The following is a 15,867-nucleotide window of genomic DNA, read 5'->3' as shown; positions in this document are numbered from 1 at the left end:
CCGCTCCGACGCTTTCGCACTAATTAGGTTTTGGTACGCCTCCCCTTTCGGTCGGCAGTGGGACAACCGGTGGTTCGCCCGGCACTGTTCTGCGCCCGGAGACAAGACAATGACGACGACGACTGCCCAGGGCCTTCCCGATATGAAGCTGTCGGTGCGCCAGACTTTTGGGATCGATTCCGATCTCGAAGTGCCGGCCTACTCGCAGGCCGACGCCCATGTGCCCGATCTCGACGTCGACTACCGATTTGACCGTGACACCACGATCGCGATTCTCGCGGGCTTTGCGCATAATCGGCGCGTGATGATCTCGGGCTATCACGGCACCGGCAAATCGACCCATATCGAACAGGTCGCGGCCCGCCTGAACTGGCCCTGCGTGCGCGTCAACCTCGACAGCCACGTCTCGCGCCTCGATCTCGTCGGCAAGGACGCGATCGTGCTGAAGGAAGGCAAGCAGATCACCGAGTTCCAGGACGGCATCCTGCCCTGGGCGCTGCAGAACAACATCGCGCTCGTCTTCGACGAGTATGATGCCGGTCGCCCGGACGTGATGTTCGTGATCCAGCGCGTGCTCGAGCAGTCCGGCAAGCTGACGCTGCTCGATCAGAAGCGCGTCATCCGTCCTCACCCTGCCTTCCGCATGTTCGCAACGGCGAACACGGTCGGCCTCGGCGATACGTCGGGCCTCTATCACGGCACCCAGCAGATCAACCAGGGCCAGATGGACCGCTGGTCGATCGTGACCACGCTGAATTACCTGCCGCACGACAACGAAGTTGCGATCGTGCTCGCCAAGTCGAAGCATTATCAGGCCTCGCCCGAGGGCAAGGACATCGTCAACAAGATGGTCCGCGTCGCCGACCTGACCCGCAACGCCTTCATGAACGGCGATCTCTCGACCGTGATGAGCCCGCGCACGGTCATCACCTGGGCCGAGAATGCCGCGATCTTCGGCGATATCGGCTTCGCATTCCGGGTGACGTTCCTGAACAAGTGCGACGAGATGGAGCGCACTCTGGTGGCGGAGTTCTTCCAGCGTTCCTTCGGCAAGGAATTGCCGGAGAGCGCGGTCAACGTCGTTCTGAGCTGAGGGGAACGGGTCATGGCGAGCGCGCGCTATCAGGGGAGTTGCCATTGCGGGCGGGTCGGATTCACGGTCGAGGCCAGTCTCGACCGGACGATCACCTGCAACTGCTCCTACTGCCAGCGTCGCGGCTCGATCCTGACCTTTTCACCGGCGATGGCCTTCACCCTTGAAAAGGGGGAGGATGCGCTGACCGAATACCGTTTCCACACGCAGAAGATCCAGCACCTGTTCTGCGAGACCTGCGGCATCGAATCCTTCGCTCGCGGCTCGATGCCGGACGGCACGCCGATGGTCGCGGTGAATGTCCGCTGCCTCGAGGGTGTCGAGCCCGCCGAACTCGATTCGACGATGTTCGACGGGCGCTCGCGCTGACGGAGCGGACATGGACGAGATCGCCGCCGAGAACCTGCAGGGCAAGACCGGAGCCGCCGGGCCGACGACGTGCTCGGGCACGGTCCACCGCGAGACGGATGTCGCCGGGACGCGGGAGGCTGTTATCGCCGGCCTGAGCGCCCATAACGAAGCGCTGGTCGGTCCACGCAATGCGCGGCCGCTCGCGCTCAGCCTGCGCGATGAGGGCGGCCGCATCGTTGGCGGCCTTATCGGCGAGCTGAAATGGCAGTGGCTCTATGTCGATTTGTTCTGGATCGACGAGATGCATCGCGGCGCAGGCCATGGCGAGGCGCTGCTCAGGATGGCGGAACAAGAGGCGCGCGACGCTGGAGCGCGCGGCATCTATCTCGTGACGCTGAGTATCCAAGCGCCGGGCTTTTATCCGCGCATGGGCTATCGCGAATGCGGCCGGATGGAGGATTATCCGGTTGCCGGCGAGCGGCTGCATCATTTCACGAAGGCGCTATGAGCATCTCCAATCGTAAGCCGGGTCAGCCCAAGGAAGCACCAGCCGAGCCGCTGAAACGCGCCATTTCCGGCGCGATGAAGGCGATCGCGCGCAAGCCCGAGATGGAAATCGTCTTCGCGGCGGACAAGCCGTCGCTCGTTGGCGAGCGCGCCCGCCTGCCCGAGCCGCCGCGCAAGCTGACGGTCCAGGATGTCGCGATCCTGCGCGGCCACGCGGATTCGATGGCGCTCAGGCTCGCCTGCCATGACGCCTCGATCCATCGTCGCGCTGCGCCGGAAGGCGATGCGGCGCGTGCTGTCTTCGACGCTGTCGAGCAGGCCCGCGTCGAATGCGTCGGCTCGCGCCGGATGAGTGGCATGGCCGGCAACATCACCGCCATGCTGGAAGACCGCTATCATCGCGGTGGCCGCTACGAGGAGATCTCCGATCGGGCCGACGCCCCGCTGGAAGACGCGGTCGCATTGATGGTGCGTGAGCGCCTGACGGGGCTGAAGCCGCCGCAGGCCGCGACCAAGATCGTCGATCTCTGGCGCGACGTGATCGAGGCGAAGGCCGGCGCCGATCTCGACCGGCTGTCTCAGTCGGTCGAGGATCAGCGCGCCTTTTCGCGGACGGTGCGCGATATGCTGGCTTCGCTCGACATGGCCGAGCAGAGTTCGCAGGGCCAGGACGAGGAAGAGGACGAGGACAACCAGGACCAGTCCTCCGAGGACCAGCAGCAGCAGGATGGCGAGGCCGAGCAGGAAAGCGGTGGCGAGCGCTCGGAGGTCGAGGTCAGCGAGGACGCGACCGACGAGCTGCAGGAAGGGGCGTCGGAGGCAACCGATGCTCCGGCCGGCGACTGGGACGAGGAGGACGATTCCTCTGAATCCGAGGAGGCGGGCGAGGCGCCGCGTCCACGCGAGGGCCGCCAGAACGACCGGCCCCAAACGGACTACAAGCCCTACACCGTCAAGTTCGACGAGACGGTCACGGCTGAGGAGCTCTGCGACGCCGAGGAGTTGACCCGGCTGCGGGCCTATCTCGACAAGCAGCTCGCCCATCTCCAGGGCGTCGTGGCACGGCTTGCCAACCGGTTGCAGCGTCGCCTGATGGCGCAGCAGAACCGGTCCTGGCAGTTCGATCTCGAAGAGGGCTCGCTCGATCCCTCGCGCCTGCCGCGGATCATCATCGACCCGTTCCAGCCGCTCTCTTTCCGGCAGGAATCGGATACGAATTTCCGCGATACGGTCGTGACGTTGCTGATCGACAATTCCGGCTCGATGCGCGGCCGGCCGATCACTGTTGCGGCGACCTGCGCGGACATCCTGGCGCGGACGCTGGAGCGCTGCGGCGTCAAGGTCGAACTGCTTGGCTTCACCACGCGTGCCTGGAAGGGCGGGCTGTCTCGCGAGGCCTGGCTGCAGTCCGGCAAGCCGGCCAATCCAGGACGCCTCAACGATCTCAGGCACATCATCTACAAGGCGGCGGATGCTCCCTGGCGTCGGGCCCGCAAGAACCTCGGCCTGATGATGCGCGAGGGTCTGCTCAAGGAGAATATCGACGGCGAGGCGCTGGATTGGGCGCATAAGCGGCTGCTCGCGCGGCCTGAGCAGCGCAAGATTCTCATGGTGATCTCGGATGGGGCGCCGGTCGACGATTCGACGCTGTCGGTGAATGCCGGCAATTACCTCGAGCGGCATCTGCGCCATATCATCGCCGAGATCGAGACGCGTTCGCCGGTCGAACTGATCGCCATCGGCATCGGCCATGACGTGACGCGCTACTATCGCCGCGCCGTTACCATCGTCGATGCGGAGGAGCTCGGCGGGGTGATGACGGAGAAACTGGCCGAGCTCTTCGAGGAGGATGGTCCGGTCGCCGGCAAGGCCCCGGTTTCTCGTCGCATGCAATGAGGCTGACCAGACGCGGCGTCCTCGCGGGACTGGGCGCCGCCAGCCTTGGCTTGCCCGCAGCGCAGGCTCAGAGCCTCGAGCCGGGCCGCATATCGCTCACGATCAGCGCGCACCGCTTCGATGCCTTCGAGCCGCGCGATCCCGGCAAGACTCGCTTTGGCGAACTCAGCTTCCGGGGCGGACTGGTGTTGCGCGGCGACCATCCGCGCTTTGGCGGGTTCTCCGGCCTCTGGCGATCGCGCAGCGGCGGCGATCTGGTTGCGATCACTGATAACAGCTTCTGGCTGACGGCGAAGACGGTCTCAGAGCGGGGGCGGATTGTTCGCTTCGAGCAGGCCGAACTCGCACCGTTTCTCGGCTCCTCCGGGCGGCCGCTGCACCGTTCGCGCTATTACGATACGGAGAGCCTGACGATCGCCGATGGCGTCGCCTATATCGGCGTCGAGCGGACGCATGACGTCCTGCGTTTCGACTGGGCGCGATACGGCGTCGAGGCGCGAGCGCGCATCATCCCGGTACCGCGCGAGGTGAAGCGCCTGCCGAGCAATCGCGGGCTGGAGGCGATGGGTGTCGTTCCCGCCGGGCAGCCCCTTGCGGGCGCACTCGCTGCGATTGCCGAGCGTTCAGGCGGGGAAGACGGACCGACGCTTGGAGCGATCATCGGCGGGCCGCAGCCCGGCCTGTTTCAGGTGCGGCGCCATGGCAGCTTCGATGTTACCGATCTGGCCTTCCTGCCAGGCGGCGACATCCTGCTGCTGGAGCGCTGGTACAAGCCTCTGCGTGGTGTCGGCATGCGGATTCGCCGCGTTCCCGGCGCGAGCCTCCGACCGGGTGCGATGCTCGATGGCCCCTCTTTGATCGAGGCCGATCTCGGCCAGGAAATCGACAATATGGAAGGGCTCTGCGTCCATCAGGATCAAGGAGAAACGGTCCTTACCCTGATCTCGGACGACAATTTTTCCTTCCTGCAGCGGACAGTGCTGCTGGAATTCGCGTTGAAATAAAGGGATTGCGAGAGGCCATGCTCGCCCTTGCTGCGAGTCCAGGGTTTGAAGCACGGCGCCGGGCCGGCCATGGCGGGAGACGCGCTATCCAAACGAAAAAAGCGGCCTTTCGGCCGCTTCATTCATTCCGCGAAGGAAACGCGCGCTCAGTTGGCAGCGAGCTTCTTCTCGATGTCACGCTTCAGCGTGAGCGCGCCGGTCGAGAGGTCACCAGCCGGCGCCTTGGCCAGGAAGGCGTCAAGACCGCCACGGTGATCGACCGTACGCAGGGCGTTCGCCGAGACCCGCAGGCGCACGGAGCGGCCAAGCGCGTCCGAACGGAGCGTGACATTGACGAGGTTCGGCCGGAAGACGGTCTTCGTCTTGCGGTTCGAGTGGCTGACGAGGTGCCCGGTGAGGGTGGCTTTCCCGGTCAGTTCGCAACGGCGAGCCATGATATCATTCCCTTGGAACCGGTTGTCTCAAACAAAAATGCCGACACGCGACGTGCCGGCCCGCGAGCACCGGAAGTCAAATTGAAGTCGCGGGTCTATAGCCAAGCCCGGCTGCGGCGTCAAGGACCGCGACAGATTCCATGGCATGATCGGGAGCATGATCGGGGCCGCTGCGGCGTGGCGGCATTGCCACTCGCCAAATTCGGCAAAAGGGGTCACGATTCGGACCGATTCGCAGTGCATGCCGGTGCGAAGCATGCCCGTCCGGAGGAGTTGGATGAAGCCCGCCATCGCGTCGTCCCTGGCCGGACTTGGTCTCGCTGCGCTGGCCCTGGCCTCCGGCTTCGGAGGGTCGTCAGCGGCGGCGGCCTCGTTGGAGGCCAAATATGATGTCTCCCTGCTCGGCCTGTCGCTCGGCACCGCCCATCTCAGGGGCGGCATCGACAGCAGCAGCTACAAGCTCGATATCGTGGCCAAGATGACGGGGCTCGTCGGCAGTTTCACGGGCGGGCGCGGTTCGGGTGCGGCAACCGGCAACCTCCATGGCGGGCGCCTGTCGCCTGCAACCTTCGCGGTTTCCTCGGCGAACTCCAGCGAGAGCCGCACCGTGCGCATGGCCCTCGACGGCGGCACGGTGCAGGCCGTGGATATTGCGCCGCCGATCGACGACAAGCCCGATCGCGTGCCGCTCAACGAGAGCCACAAGCGCAATGTGGTCGATCCGATCAGTGCCTTCCTGATGCCGGTGGAGGGCAAGGGCGGCAACGGTGCCGCCTGCAACCGGACGCTGCCGATCTTCGACGGCGCTGCGCGCTACGACATCAAGCTGAGCTATTCCGGTTCGCGCCAGGTGAAGCTCGAGGGCTATAGCGGCCCGGTCACGATCTGCCAGGCGCGCTATGTGCCGATCGCGGGTCACCGGGCCCTGCGGCCCAGCACCAAGTTCATGACCGAGAATCGCGAGATCAACACCTGGCTCGCTCCTGTCAACGGCACCAATGTGATGGTGCCGATCCGAATCTCGGTGAAGACCATGATCGGCACGGCGGTGATCGAGGCGTCGAGCTTCAGGGTCGATCCGACGACCACCACGGCTGCCCGGCAGAACTGAGCCGTTCCGTCGCGCATGCGACGGGCAAGCTAAAGCATCGGCCCGAAAAGCGGATTGCGGTCTTCGGAAAAGCGATGCGAACACAAAAAGCTTAGATCATCCGTTCCCGCTGCTCCCGCTGTGGCGGTGGTTCACGCCGATCCACGTCGTTCCGCGAGCTGAAATCACGCGGTGACCCCTCGTTTCGCCGTGACCGCTACATAAATAACGCGGAGAACTACCGGCGCCCGGCCGTTTTCGCTTGTCATGAAAGAGAGTGGATCAAGCCCGTGTCACGATTCCAGATATGGTGGTGCGTGCGGCCGTCCCAGCGATATCTTGCCGTGAACGAATCCTGATTCTGCCGGAGTCAGCGATTCGGGCTTGCTTCGTTCAGGGCTCGTTCTGCAACTTAATTTCGGCGCTCCAGCTTGTGCCAGGGTAGGACGCTTTCCTCAGCCTGCTGCCGGCAAGGGCCAAAAAGATACGATCGGTCGCGTCTTGATTTCAGCACGCTCTCTTCCGCCCTCGGTTCGTGCGCAGGGCGTCACAGCGGTTCTCGGACCCACCAATACCGGCAAGACGCATCTGGCGATCGAGCGGATGGTGGCGCACCCGACCGGAATGATCGGCCTGCCGCTGCGCCTGCTGGCGCGCGAGGTCTATGGCCGCGTGGTTGAGAAGGTCGGCCCCGAGGCAGTGGCGCTGGTCACTGGCGAGGAAAAGATCAAGCCGGAGCGGCCCCGCTTCTGGGTCTGCACCGTGGAGGCTATGCCGCGCGATCTCGCGGTCGATTTCGTCGCGATTGACGAGATCCAGCTCGCCGCCGATCTCGACCGCGGTCATGTCTTTACCGACCGCCTGCTGAACCGGCGCGGCCGGGCCGAGACGATGCTGATCGGCGCGGGCACCATGAAGCCGCTGATCGAGCAGCTCATTCCCGGCGTGAACGTCGTCACGCGTCCGCGCCTGTCGCAGCTCACATTTGCCGGCGACAAGAAGATCACCCGCCTGCCACGACGCAGCGCGATCGTCGCCTTCTCGGTCGAGGAGGTTTATGCGATAGCCGAGTTGATCCGTCGGCAGAAGGGCGGGGCCGCCGTCGTACTCGGGGCACTCTCGCCGCGCACGCGCAATGCCCAGGTTGATATCTACCAGTCGGGCGACGTCGATTATCTCGTCGCGACCGATGCGATCGGCATGGGTCTCAATCTCGATGTCGATCACATCGCCTTCGCGTCGGACCGGAAATTCGACGGCCATCATTTCCGCAAGCTGAACCCCGCGGAGTTCGGCCAGGTCGCCGGGCGCGCCGGCCGCCATCTGCGCGACGGCACCTTTGGCACGAGCGGACGTTGCCCGCCCTTTGACGCCGAACTGGTCGAGGCGATCGAGAATCACCGTTTCGAATCGGTGCGGCAGTTGCAATGGCGCAACTCCGATCTCGACCTGCGCTCGGTCGACGGGCTGATTGCCAGCCTGAACGTCCAGCCAACGGAGCCGGGGCTGACCCGTGCGCTGATCGCAGAGGACATGACCACGCTGGAGGTTCTGGCCCGCGATGCCGATGTCAGGCCGTTGGCGCAGGGCCGTGCAGCGGTCGAGCGCCTCTGGGAGGTGTGCGGCCTGCCGGATTATCGCAAGATCGCGCCGATGCAGCATGCTGATCTGGCCACCACGCTGTACCTCCGACTGATGCGTCACGGACGGCTCGATCCGGACTGGTATCGCGCCCAACTCGATGCGCTCGACCGGACCGATGGCGAGATCGACACGCTCTCCGCCCGCATTGCGCAGGTCCGGACTTGGACCTATGTCGCAAACCGTCCGGACTGGTTACCTGATCCAGAGCATTGGCAGGGGGTGGCGCGTCTTGTAGAGGACAAACTGTCGGACGCTTTGCACGAGCGGCTAGCCAGCCGTTTCGTCGATCGGCGCACGAGCGTGCTGATGCGTCGTTTGCGGGAGAATGCAATGTTGGAGGCTGAGGTCACCACGACGGGCGACGTGCTCGTCGAGGGACAGCATGTCGGGATGCTTCAGGGATTTCGCTTCACGGCGGATCCCAAGGCCGGCGGGCCCGAGGCGAAGGCCTTGAACATGGCCGCGATGAAGGCGCTTGCCAGCGAGATCGAGGCGCGCGCCGCGCGTGTCGTGCTCGCGGCTGATGATGCCTTCGTGCTTTCGCATGACGGGCTGGTGCGCTGGATCGGTGAACCAGTCGCGCGGCTTGTCGCCGGCGACAAGGTTCTGGAGCCGCGCCTACGTTTGCTGGTCGAGGAGCACCTGACCGGGCCGGCGCGCGAGCAGGTCGATACGCGCCTCACTCTCTGGTTGAAAAACCACATCACCCGCCTGCTTGGTGCGCTGCAACTGCTCGAGAATGCCGAGAATGTCACCGGTATCGCGCGCGGCATCGCCTATCAGGCCGGGGAGTCGCTCGGTGTGCTGGAGCGCGCCAAGGTCGGCGAGGAGATGAAGACGCTGGATCAGGAGGGCCGCGCGGCACTTCGTCAGCTCGGCATCCGCTTCGGAGCCTTTCATCTTTACGTCCCCGCCCTGCTCAAACCGGCGCCGCGTGCGCTGGCAGCCCAGCTCTGGGCGCTGAAGCATGGTGGGCCCGATACGTCCGGCCTCGACGATATCGCCCATCTCGCGGCCTCCGGCCGGACATCCTTTGCCGTCGACAAGGCGGTTCCGAAGGGCCTTTACCGAGCCGCCGGCTATCGCGTCTGCGGCGAGCGCGCCGTGCGCGTCGATATCCTCGAGCGGCTTGCTGACCTGATCCGGCCAGCCATCGCCTATCGCCCGGGCCTGACCCAGGGCCAGCCGCCCGCCGGCGCGGCCGATCAGGACGGTTTTGTCGTCACCGGTGCCATGACCTCCCTGGTCGGTTGCGCGGGCGAGGATTTCGCCTCGATCCTGCGCTCGCTCGGCTATGTCTCGGCCAAGCGTCCGGGACCCGCGATCACCGTGCCGCTGGCGCAGCCGCCGGTCGCGGTGACAGCTCCGGCCGCCGAGGCGCCGGCGGCGGAAACAATGGACGTTCCGGCTGGACACGAGGCTGGGCCGGCGATCGTGGCCGATGAAGCCGGCGCCAGTGCTGTCGAGGAGCCAGCGGCTGTCTCTGACGTCGAGGCAGGCGCTGACGCCGAGGCCGTCGAGGCCGTCTCGTCCGAGGCCGCTGCGCCTGAAACGGCAGACGCCCCGATCGCGACCGAGACCGAGCTGGAGCAATCCACGCATCCGGTGCCCGCCGATTTGATGTCTGCCCTGCGGGCTCCTACCGAAGAGGCTTCTGCGGATGAGGCTTCTGCCGGCGAGGCTGCGGCTGACGTCGTTGCTGTGGCCGAGGTGCAGGAAATCGAGATCTGGCGGCCGCATCGCCACCAGGGTGGGCGCAGGCCGGAGCATGCCGGACGCGGTCGTCGCGACGGTGCTCAGGGCGAGCGTCAGCCTGGCGCCGGGCGTGGTGAACGACCGAACCGTGACGGCCGGCCTGACGAGCGTCGCCGCCATGGCGATCGTGGCCGCCCGGCTGCCGCCAATGCGGCTGAAGGCGATGCTGCCCGGCAGGATGCACAGCCGCGCGAGGGCGATCAGAAGCGCGGTGGCCGGCCACAGCGCAACGGCCGTCCCGAACAAGGACGTGGCCCGAGGCCGGACTTCAAGCGCGATGGGCGCCCCGGTGGCCCGCGCCGCGAGGAACGGGGTACCGAGCGCTTCCAGCAGGTTTCAAAGCCGCGCCCGGCCGACCGCGAGCCTGATCCGGATTCGCCCTTTGCGAAGCTCGCGGCGCTCAAGGCCCAGCTCGAGGGCGGCGGGCGCAAGAACTGACCTGGGGCTGAAACTGACCCGGGCCTGAAACTGACCTGGGGCTGAGCGGAAAGGCTGTCCTTGCGGGAAGATCGCCAGCGTCTCGACAAGTGGCTCTGGTTCGCGCGTTTCGCCAAGACGCGCTCGGTCGCTGTGCGCCTGGTGGATGACGGCCATGTCCGCGTGAATGGGCGGCGCGCCGCGAATGCGGCGCTCGGCCTCAAGCTCGGCGACGTGCTGACCCTGGCGCTGGCGCATGAGACCGTAGTGGTGCGGCTGATCGCTCTGGGCAGCCGGCGCGGTCCCTTTGAGGAAGCGCAACTGCTCTACGAGCGCCTGGGTGAGAGCATGCGCGGCGACGCGCCGCTTGCGGAGGACGATCCGAGCGGATAGAGCGCGGGAGCGGTTCGATAGGCCTGCCTGGGCAGGCTTGGGCGCTTCGGGAGGAGTTTCCTTCCGGAGCTGGCCGGAAGAGATTTTTCTTTCTGCCGCAGCCCGGATATCGACCTTGAAACACCCGCCTTCCGGGTCTTTATGATCCGGTAGGATGGACCGGGAAGGACTGGCGACATGACCTATGTGGTCACCGAAAACTGCATCAAGTGCAAGTACATGGACTGCGTCGAGGTCTGTCCTGTCGACTGTTTCTACGAAGGCGAGAACATGCTCGTCATCCATCCCGACGAGTGCATCGATTGCGGCGTCTGCGAACCCGAATGTCCGGCCGAGGCGATCAAGCCGGATACCGAACCTGGCCTTGAGAGCTGGCTGCAGCTCAACTCGAAATATGCGTCGAGCTGGCCGAATCTCACCCAGAAGAAAGAGCCGCCGGCAGACGCCAAGGAATTCGATGGCGTGGCCGGAAAGCTCGAAGAGCATTTCTCGCCCAACCCCGGCGAAGGCGACTGAATTTCACCCACGGGGACGCGGCTGATCGTTGAGCACACCGGCGCTGCGACATGCAGTTCCGGTGTTAATCGGCGTTTACCTTTGATTCGGCGTGTTTTTTGTGATACACCTTTCCACGCAGTCGAATTGGTTCCGCCTGCCCCTGCGAGGATTCATAAACGGGGCGCCCCCATAGATACGGAATGCCCAGTGCTTCCGGCAGAAGGCCGGAGCGGGGTGATTTCCGTGCTCGGTGGCCAAGTAGCAATCGGCTGAGGGAGCGTGAGGCTGCGGGTCCGTGACCGCTCGGTCGGGATTGCAATGCATCAGGCAGAGTGTCTCCGGTCATTCCGGCCGGGGACGTATCATCGTGGGCCGTCTCAAGCGGTCCCGTCAGGAGTCGTAACGGCATGTCCACTGCGAAGAAAGCTGTTGTGCGCCAGGGTTTCAAGACGGGCGAGTTCGTCGTCTACCCGTCCCATGGCGTCGGCCAGATCACGGCGATCGAGGAGCAGGAGGTTGCCGGCTTCAAACTCGAACTCTTCGTCGTCAGCTTTGCCAAGGACAAGATGACGCTGCGTGTTCCCACCGCCAAGGCTATAAGCGTCGGCCTGCGGAAGCTTGCCGATACCGATATCGTCAGCAAGGCGCTGACCACGTTGACCGGCCGCGCCCGGATCAAGCGCACCATGTGGTCGCGCCGCGCCCAGGAATATGAGGCGAAGATCAATTCGGGCGATCTCGTCGCGATCGCCGAGGTCGTCCGCGATCTCTACCGTTCCGAGGCTCAGCCTGAGCAATCCTATTCCGAGCGCCAGCTCTACGAGGCCGCGGTTGACCGCATGACCCGCGAGATTGCGGTCGTCGACGACGTGACCGAGACTGAAGCGCTGAAGAAGATCGAGGGCCAGCTCGCCAAATCGCCGCGTCGCGCGGCCAAGGGCACCGAGGTCGATCCGGCTGATGCCGATCTCGAAAGCGATAATGACGATCTGCAGGAAGAAGCCGCCTGAGGCGTTTCTTCCGGCATGATGCCAATCGACCCGGCGGGCAACCGCCGGGTTTTTTCTTGGCTAAAAAAGCATCGGGCCCGAAAAGTGGATTGCGGTTTTCGGGGCAAAGCCGATGCAAACACAGAAGGTCAGATCATCGGCCCGAAAGGTGGGTTGCGGCCTGGTGGATCAGCAGGCGGCTCTTGATCTGCGAGACCTTGGCGAGATCGGGCGAGGCCAGCGGCAGTCGCCGCGCGCGGGCAGCCTCTATTCGGCAACGATCTTGTAGCGCTGGCCGGGCGTCAGCTTGCTGTTGCGATCGAGCCCGTTCAGCAGCAGGAAGAGGTCGAACGCGCGCTCCTGTGTCGCCATGCGGCCGGCAAGCGTCGCCGGCGTGTCGCCTTCGGAGGGGCTGACGATCCGCAATTGCAGCGGCTTCGTGGCCTGTGCCTCCGCTGGTGTCAGGATCCGGAAGCTGTCGAGCACGGCGCGCATCGGGCGCTCCGGATCGCTGCTGCCGCGCGCCGCCAGGATGAAGCGATACACGCGGTTGCCGGCCTGGATGGCGGCGAGCCTGAAGGTCCAGTCGGTCCCCTTGCCGCTGGCGAGGACCGCGGGCTGGCCGTCAAGGTCGAGCTTCTCGACGGGACCGGTCTCGACCCCGTCGATCCAGCCGGAGGCGACATAGGATTCGAGCGTCTGGCCGGGCTTGAGCGTGACCGAATCGAAACGCAGCGCCTGGGCGCCGTTACCGCTGACACCAATGACCATGTCGCGCGCCGCCTCGAGGTCGAACCCGTCGGGGGCGGCGAAGGTGATGCGCAACGTGCTGTTGAGATAGCGCCGGCCTCGCACCACGCCATCGCTGGGGTCGTCGCCATAGGCGATACCGTCGATCGCGGCGAGCCAGCGGGCCGCGTCGCGCTCGCCAAGCCCCGGTGCACCGATCTGACGGGCGGACGCGGTGACAGCAGCGACGCGCTCCGGGGTCGAGGGATGACTGGAGAGAATATCGAGCCGTTTCTCGCTGCCGCTCTGGCCCTGGCCGCTGTTGCGGAAGCTGGTATTGCGGCCGAGTGCGGCCAGGAAGCGGCCGGCTCCATAGGGATCGTAGCCGGCGCGCGCGATGTTGCGGACGCTGATCTGGTCGGCAATCAGCTCCTGCTGCCGCGAAAAACGGGCGAGGGAGAGCTTGGAGCCTGCCTGAACGGAGGCACCGGCGGCGGGATCGTTGAGCACCTGGGTCACGACTTGCGTGACAAGCGCGGATTCGGCTTCGGCCTCAGCCCGTTCGACGGCGTGACGGGCGGTGACGTGGGCGATCTCGTGTGCAAGCACTGAAGCGATTTCGCTGGTGTCGTTGGCGAGCGCCAGCAGCCCACGCGTGACGTAGAGCCGGCCGTTCGGCAGGGCAAACGCGTTCACCGCCGGCGAGTTCAGGATGGTGATCTCGTAGCTGCCGATCTGCCCCTCGCCGGCCTTGACGAGCCGGGCGACGACTTCGTTGAGCTGTGCCCGGGCGTTCGGTGCGCGGTACTCGCCGCCGAAGGCGGCCAGCAGCCGCAAATGCTCGCGGTCCGAAGCGCGCTGGAAGGTGCTCAGCCGCGGGGCGAGCTCGCCATCGGCCGGTTGCGGGGGCAGGACGCTCTGGTCGCCGAAGCAGCCGGAAAGCAGCAGGGCGGGCAGGAGCAGGGCGCCCAGTCGCGCCACGGGGCGTGAAACAGTCTGTCGGCGAAAGGCCAGCATGGTTCTAATCGATCAGTTCCAAGGCAGCGCGGGAGGGGAGTTCGAGCGACAATCCATCCGGCCCGCTCAGTACGCCGCGCGCCCACACGCGTTTACCCGTCAGTGTCCTGGCGGTCCAGCCGACCTCCCGCATCTCCCGCCAGAGCCTCCTCGACACGACGACCGACGCCCCGGCTCCCCGCCGACGCGAAAAATTCAGATAGGAACGCTGCGGTCGCTCGCCGATCGATGCGATCCGCCCCTCCAGCACGATGACGCGGCCGGCGTGCACCTTCAACGCGGCAACATCGTGACCATCGACGAGATTCGCCGGTTTTGGGCCAATTTGCCGCGAGGGTCGGGTGGTATTCGAGGCTGCTGCCCGCAAGAGCGCATCGCAGGGGCTACTGACGGAATCGGGCAGGTGCCAGGCTGCGCCGCTTCGGATGAGGGCCACCGACAGGTCCAGCGGTGCGGTGGCCTGAGTGTCCGGCTCGGCCAGCAGGCGCGCCGGGATGCGGCCCCAACGATCGGGTTCGGCCAGGATGACGAGCCTGAGATCGCGGCCTTGCCATGCTGCCAGGGCCGCGACGAAACGTGCGGTCTCGGCCTCGTCCTGCCGGGGGGCCAATCCGACAAGGCGTATCCGCCGGCCGTCGTCGAGCAGCAGATCGCCCCTGGCATCGGAGCCGGCCAAACGGACCATCGGCGTCTCAGGAGACGGACCGGGACAAGGGTCAGTCGCCAGCGCGCTGCCCGCCGCCGCAACGAGACTCAGCATGACCACAACAAGAGGCTTCACCTGCATGCGCTTTATGCTAAACGCAATCGCGTGCGTCCCGGTAGCTCAGCAGGATAGAGCAACGGTTTCCTAAACCGTAGGTCAGGGGTTCGAATCCCTTCCGGGACGCCAAAATTACCTGAAATCAATGACTTGTAGGATGGTTAGCCACGCCGGTTAGCCAGGGGGTTAGCCGGCCGGCTTACTCCGCGACCGGTGCAGCTTCACGACGGCCGCCATTCCCTGCTTCGCGAGACGCTGCTGGTCGGCCTCTTTTGTGTAGAGCTCGGCGTGCTTGATGTCGGTGTGGCCGAGCGTGTCCATGATCTGGCGGGTCGTTGCGCCGCCGTCGGCGAGCATTTTTCCGAGCGTCTTGCGCAGGCCGTGGAGCGTGCAGCCCTTCGGCAGGCCGGCCAACTTCGTCCAGTCAGCCATGCGGCCGGTCAGCGACTTCGCCGAGAACGGTTCGCCATAGGCCGTCCGTAGAATCGTCGGCCCGTCGAGATCTGTAGCGTCGAGTGCTTCGCGCAGCATCGGTGTGATCGAGAGCACCAAGCGGCGGCCGGTCTTGATCTGCTGCAGGACGATCGTGTTCCCCTGGATCGCCGAGACGGGCAGGGCGGCCACGTCACTCCGCCGGTTCCCCAGCCAGAGGGCGAGCACATAGACCAGGCGCGGGGTCGTTCCGATCGGCCAGCGCTTTTCGAACAGCTCGCGCTCGGCGTCCGTCCAGGCGCGCCAACCCTTCGTCTCCGGCCGGTACTTCAGCCGATAGGTCGGATCGCTTTCGATCCACTCCTCGTCCAGGCCGGCGAGGATCATCTTGCGGATGACGACAAGCAGGTGGCGGGCGGCGTGCGGCGTTTCGCTGCGGGCCGCGAGCAAGGAGCGGACATGTCGGCGCTTCAGGTCCAGCAGCGGCGCCTGACCCCATTTGACTTTCGTGCCCTCGGCGATCGGCGATGCAAGGAAGGCTTCCGCGATTGCGCTCTGCTTCTGCTTCGTGACGGCGTTGAGATGTTTCCAGTCCGGACTGTCGCGCAGAACGAGGTTCCAGGCGGCCTGCATGGAGCGTGGGGCGGCTGCATTCGGGTGAGCGATGACGGCAGCCTTGCGGGGAGGGCGCCCCTCCACGGCCGCCTGATAGGCCTCCTCGAACTCCGGATGGCCCGGGGCGTGCGGGAGGGAGACGGTCTTGCCGGCCCTGCGGAAGCGCCAGCGCTCGCGGCCGTGACGATCGGTGAAAGGGCCGGCATTCGGGTAAGCGTCGGTCATAGCTGACGCTATCCG

General features: G+C 65.6%; 14 protein-coding genes and 1 tRNA gene. 11 read left to right on the top strand and 4 right to left on the bottom strand.

The genetic code is table 11. From position 1 onward, the window contains the following. The first annotated feature begins 109 nt into the window (after positions 1–109). The 5 genes from cobS to FG93_RS09800 are packed head-to-tail and all read left to right on the top strand — an operon-like array spanning position 110 to position 4,851. The gene (gene cobS, locus FG93_RS09820) at positions 110–1,093 is read left to right on the top strand and encodes a cobaltochelatase subunit CobS (protein ID WP_043233971.1); all 984 of its coding nucleotides are present in this window, start codon (positions 110–112) and stop codon (positions 1,091–1,093) included. 12 nt (positions 1,094–1,105) lie between these two features. Continuing rightward, the gene (locus FG93_RS09815) at positions 1,106–1,462 is read left to right on the top strand and encodes a GFA family protein (protein ID WP_043233970.1); all 357 of its coding nucleotides are present in this window, start codon (positions 1,106–1,108) and stop codon (positions 1,460–1,462) included. Between the two features lie 10 nt (positions 1,463–1,472). Continuing rightward, positions 1,473–1,952 carry a GNAT family N-acetyltransferase gene (locus FG93_RS09810; RefSeq protein ID WP_052513569.1) on the top strand — a complete coding sequence of 160 codons (480 nt, stop codon included), beginning with the start codon at positions 1,473–1,475 and terminating at the stop codon, positions 1,950–1,952. Further along, positions 1,949–3,847 (top strand): cobaltochelatase subunit CobT, encoded by a 1,899-nt coding sequence (gene cobT, locus FG93_RS09805; RefSeq protein WP_043233968.1) that lies wholly within the window; start codon positions 1,949–1,951, stop codon positions 3,845–3,847. Before FG93_RS09810 ends, cobT begins: the two co-directional genes overlap by 4 nt. Then, entirely contained in the window at positions 3,844–4,851 is a 1,008-nt protein-coding gene (locus FG93_RS09800) for an esterase-like activity of phytase family protein (protein ID WP_043233966.1), read from the top strand. Before cobT ends, FG93_RS09800 begins: the two co-directional genes overlap by 4 nt. A 146-nt stretch (positions 4,852–4,997) precedes the next feature. On the opposite strand, the gene rpmB is transcribed toward FG93_RS09800, so the two are convergent. Next, positions 4,998–5,285 carry a 50S ribosomal protein L28 gene (rpmB, locus tag FG93_RS09795; protein ID WP_043233965.1) on the bottom strand — a complete coding sequence of 96 codons (288 nt, stop codon included), beginning with the start codon at positions 5,283–5,285 and terminating at the stop codon, positions 4,998–5,000. Positions 5,286–5,562: 277 nt separating this feature from the next. On the opposite strand from rpmB, the gene FG93_RS09790 reads away from it, so the two are divergent. The 5 genes from FG93_RS09790 to FG93_RS09770 all read left to right on the top strand — a co-directional run bounded on the left by FG93_RS09790 (position 5,563) and on the right by FG93_RS09770 (position 12,092). Further along, positions 5,563–6,396 carry a DUF3108 domain-containing protein gene (locus FG93_RS09790; RefSeq protein WP_052513568.1) on the top strand — a complete coding sequence of 278 codons (834 nt, stop codon included), beginning with the start codon at positions 5,563–5,565 and terminating at the stop codon, positions 6,394–6,396. A 483-nt stretch (positions 6,397–6,879) separates the two neighbouring features. Beyond that, positions 6,880–10,212, top strand: a complete 3,333-nt coding sequence (locus FG93_RS09785) for a helicase-related protein (protein WP_043234102.1) — start codon at positions 6,880–6,882, stop codon at positions 10,210–10,212. Between the two features lie 60 nt (positions 10,213–10,272). Next, a complete protein-coding gene (locus tag FG93_RS09780) occupies positions 10,273–10,584 on the top strand; it encodes an RNA-binding S4 domain-containing protein (RefSeq protein ID WP_052513567.1) in 312 nt (103 codons plus the stop codon). A 177-nt stretch (positions 10,585–10,761) separates the two neighbouring features. Then, on the top strand, positions 10,762–11,100 hold the full coding sequence (fdxA, locus tag FG93_RS09775) for a ferredoxin FdxA (protein WP_043233964.1): 339 nt from the start codon (positions 10,762–10,764) through the stop codon (positions 11,098–11,100). 389 nt (positions 11,101–11,489) lie between these two features. Further along, entirely contained in the window at positions 11,490–12,092 is a 603-nt protein-coding gene (locus tag FG93_RS09770; RefSeq protein WP_043233962.1) for a CarD family transcriptional regulator, read from the top strand. Between the two features lie 246 nt (positions 12,093–12,338). Here the strand turns inward: FG93_RS09770 and FG93_RS09765 are convergent, their stop codons facing one another. Both FG93_RS09765 and FG93_RS09760 read right to left on the bottom strand, forming a co-directional pair. Then, complete coding sequence (locus FG93_RS09765; RefSeq protein WP_043233961.1) at positions 12,339–13,817, bottom strand: M48 family metalloprotease; 1,479 nt, start codon at positions 13,815–13,817, stop codon at positions 12,339–12,341. Positions 13,818–13,821: 4 nt separating this feature from the next. Next, complete coding sequence (locus FG93_RS09760; protein ID WP_152579378.1) at positions 13,822–14,502, bottom strand: hypothetical protein; 681 nt, start codon at positions 14,500–14,502, stop codon at positions 13,822–13,824. A gap of 130 nt (positions 14,503–14,632) precedes the next feature. Between FG93_RS09760 and FG93_RS09755 the strand changes: the two genes are divergently transcribed. Further along, positions 14,633–14,709, top strand: a tRNA-Arg gene (locus FG93_RS09755). A gap of 57 nt (positions 14,710–14,766) precedes the next feature. Here the strand turns inward: FG93_RS09755 and FG93_RS09750 are convergent. Beyond that, on the bottom strand, positions 14,767–15,852 hold the full coding sequence (locus tag FG93_RS09750; RefSeq protein ID WP_043233957.1) for a tyrosine-type recombinase/integrase: 1,086 nt from the start codon (positions 15,850–15,852) through the stop codon (positions 14,767–14,769). Between the last annotated feature and the right edge of the window lie 15 nt (positions 15,853–15,867).

It is taken from the genome of Allobosea sp. LC85 (assembly GCF_000735605.1).
In the GTDB taxonomy this organism is placed as follows: domain Bacteria; phylum Pseudomonadota; class Alphaproteobacteria; order Rhizobiales; family Beijerinckiaceae; genus Allobosea.
This window is presented reverse-complemented; position numbering and strand designations above follow the sequence as displayed.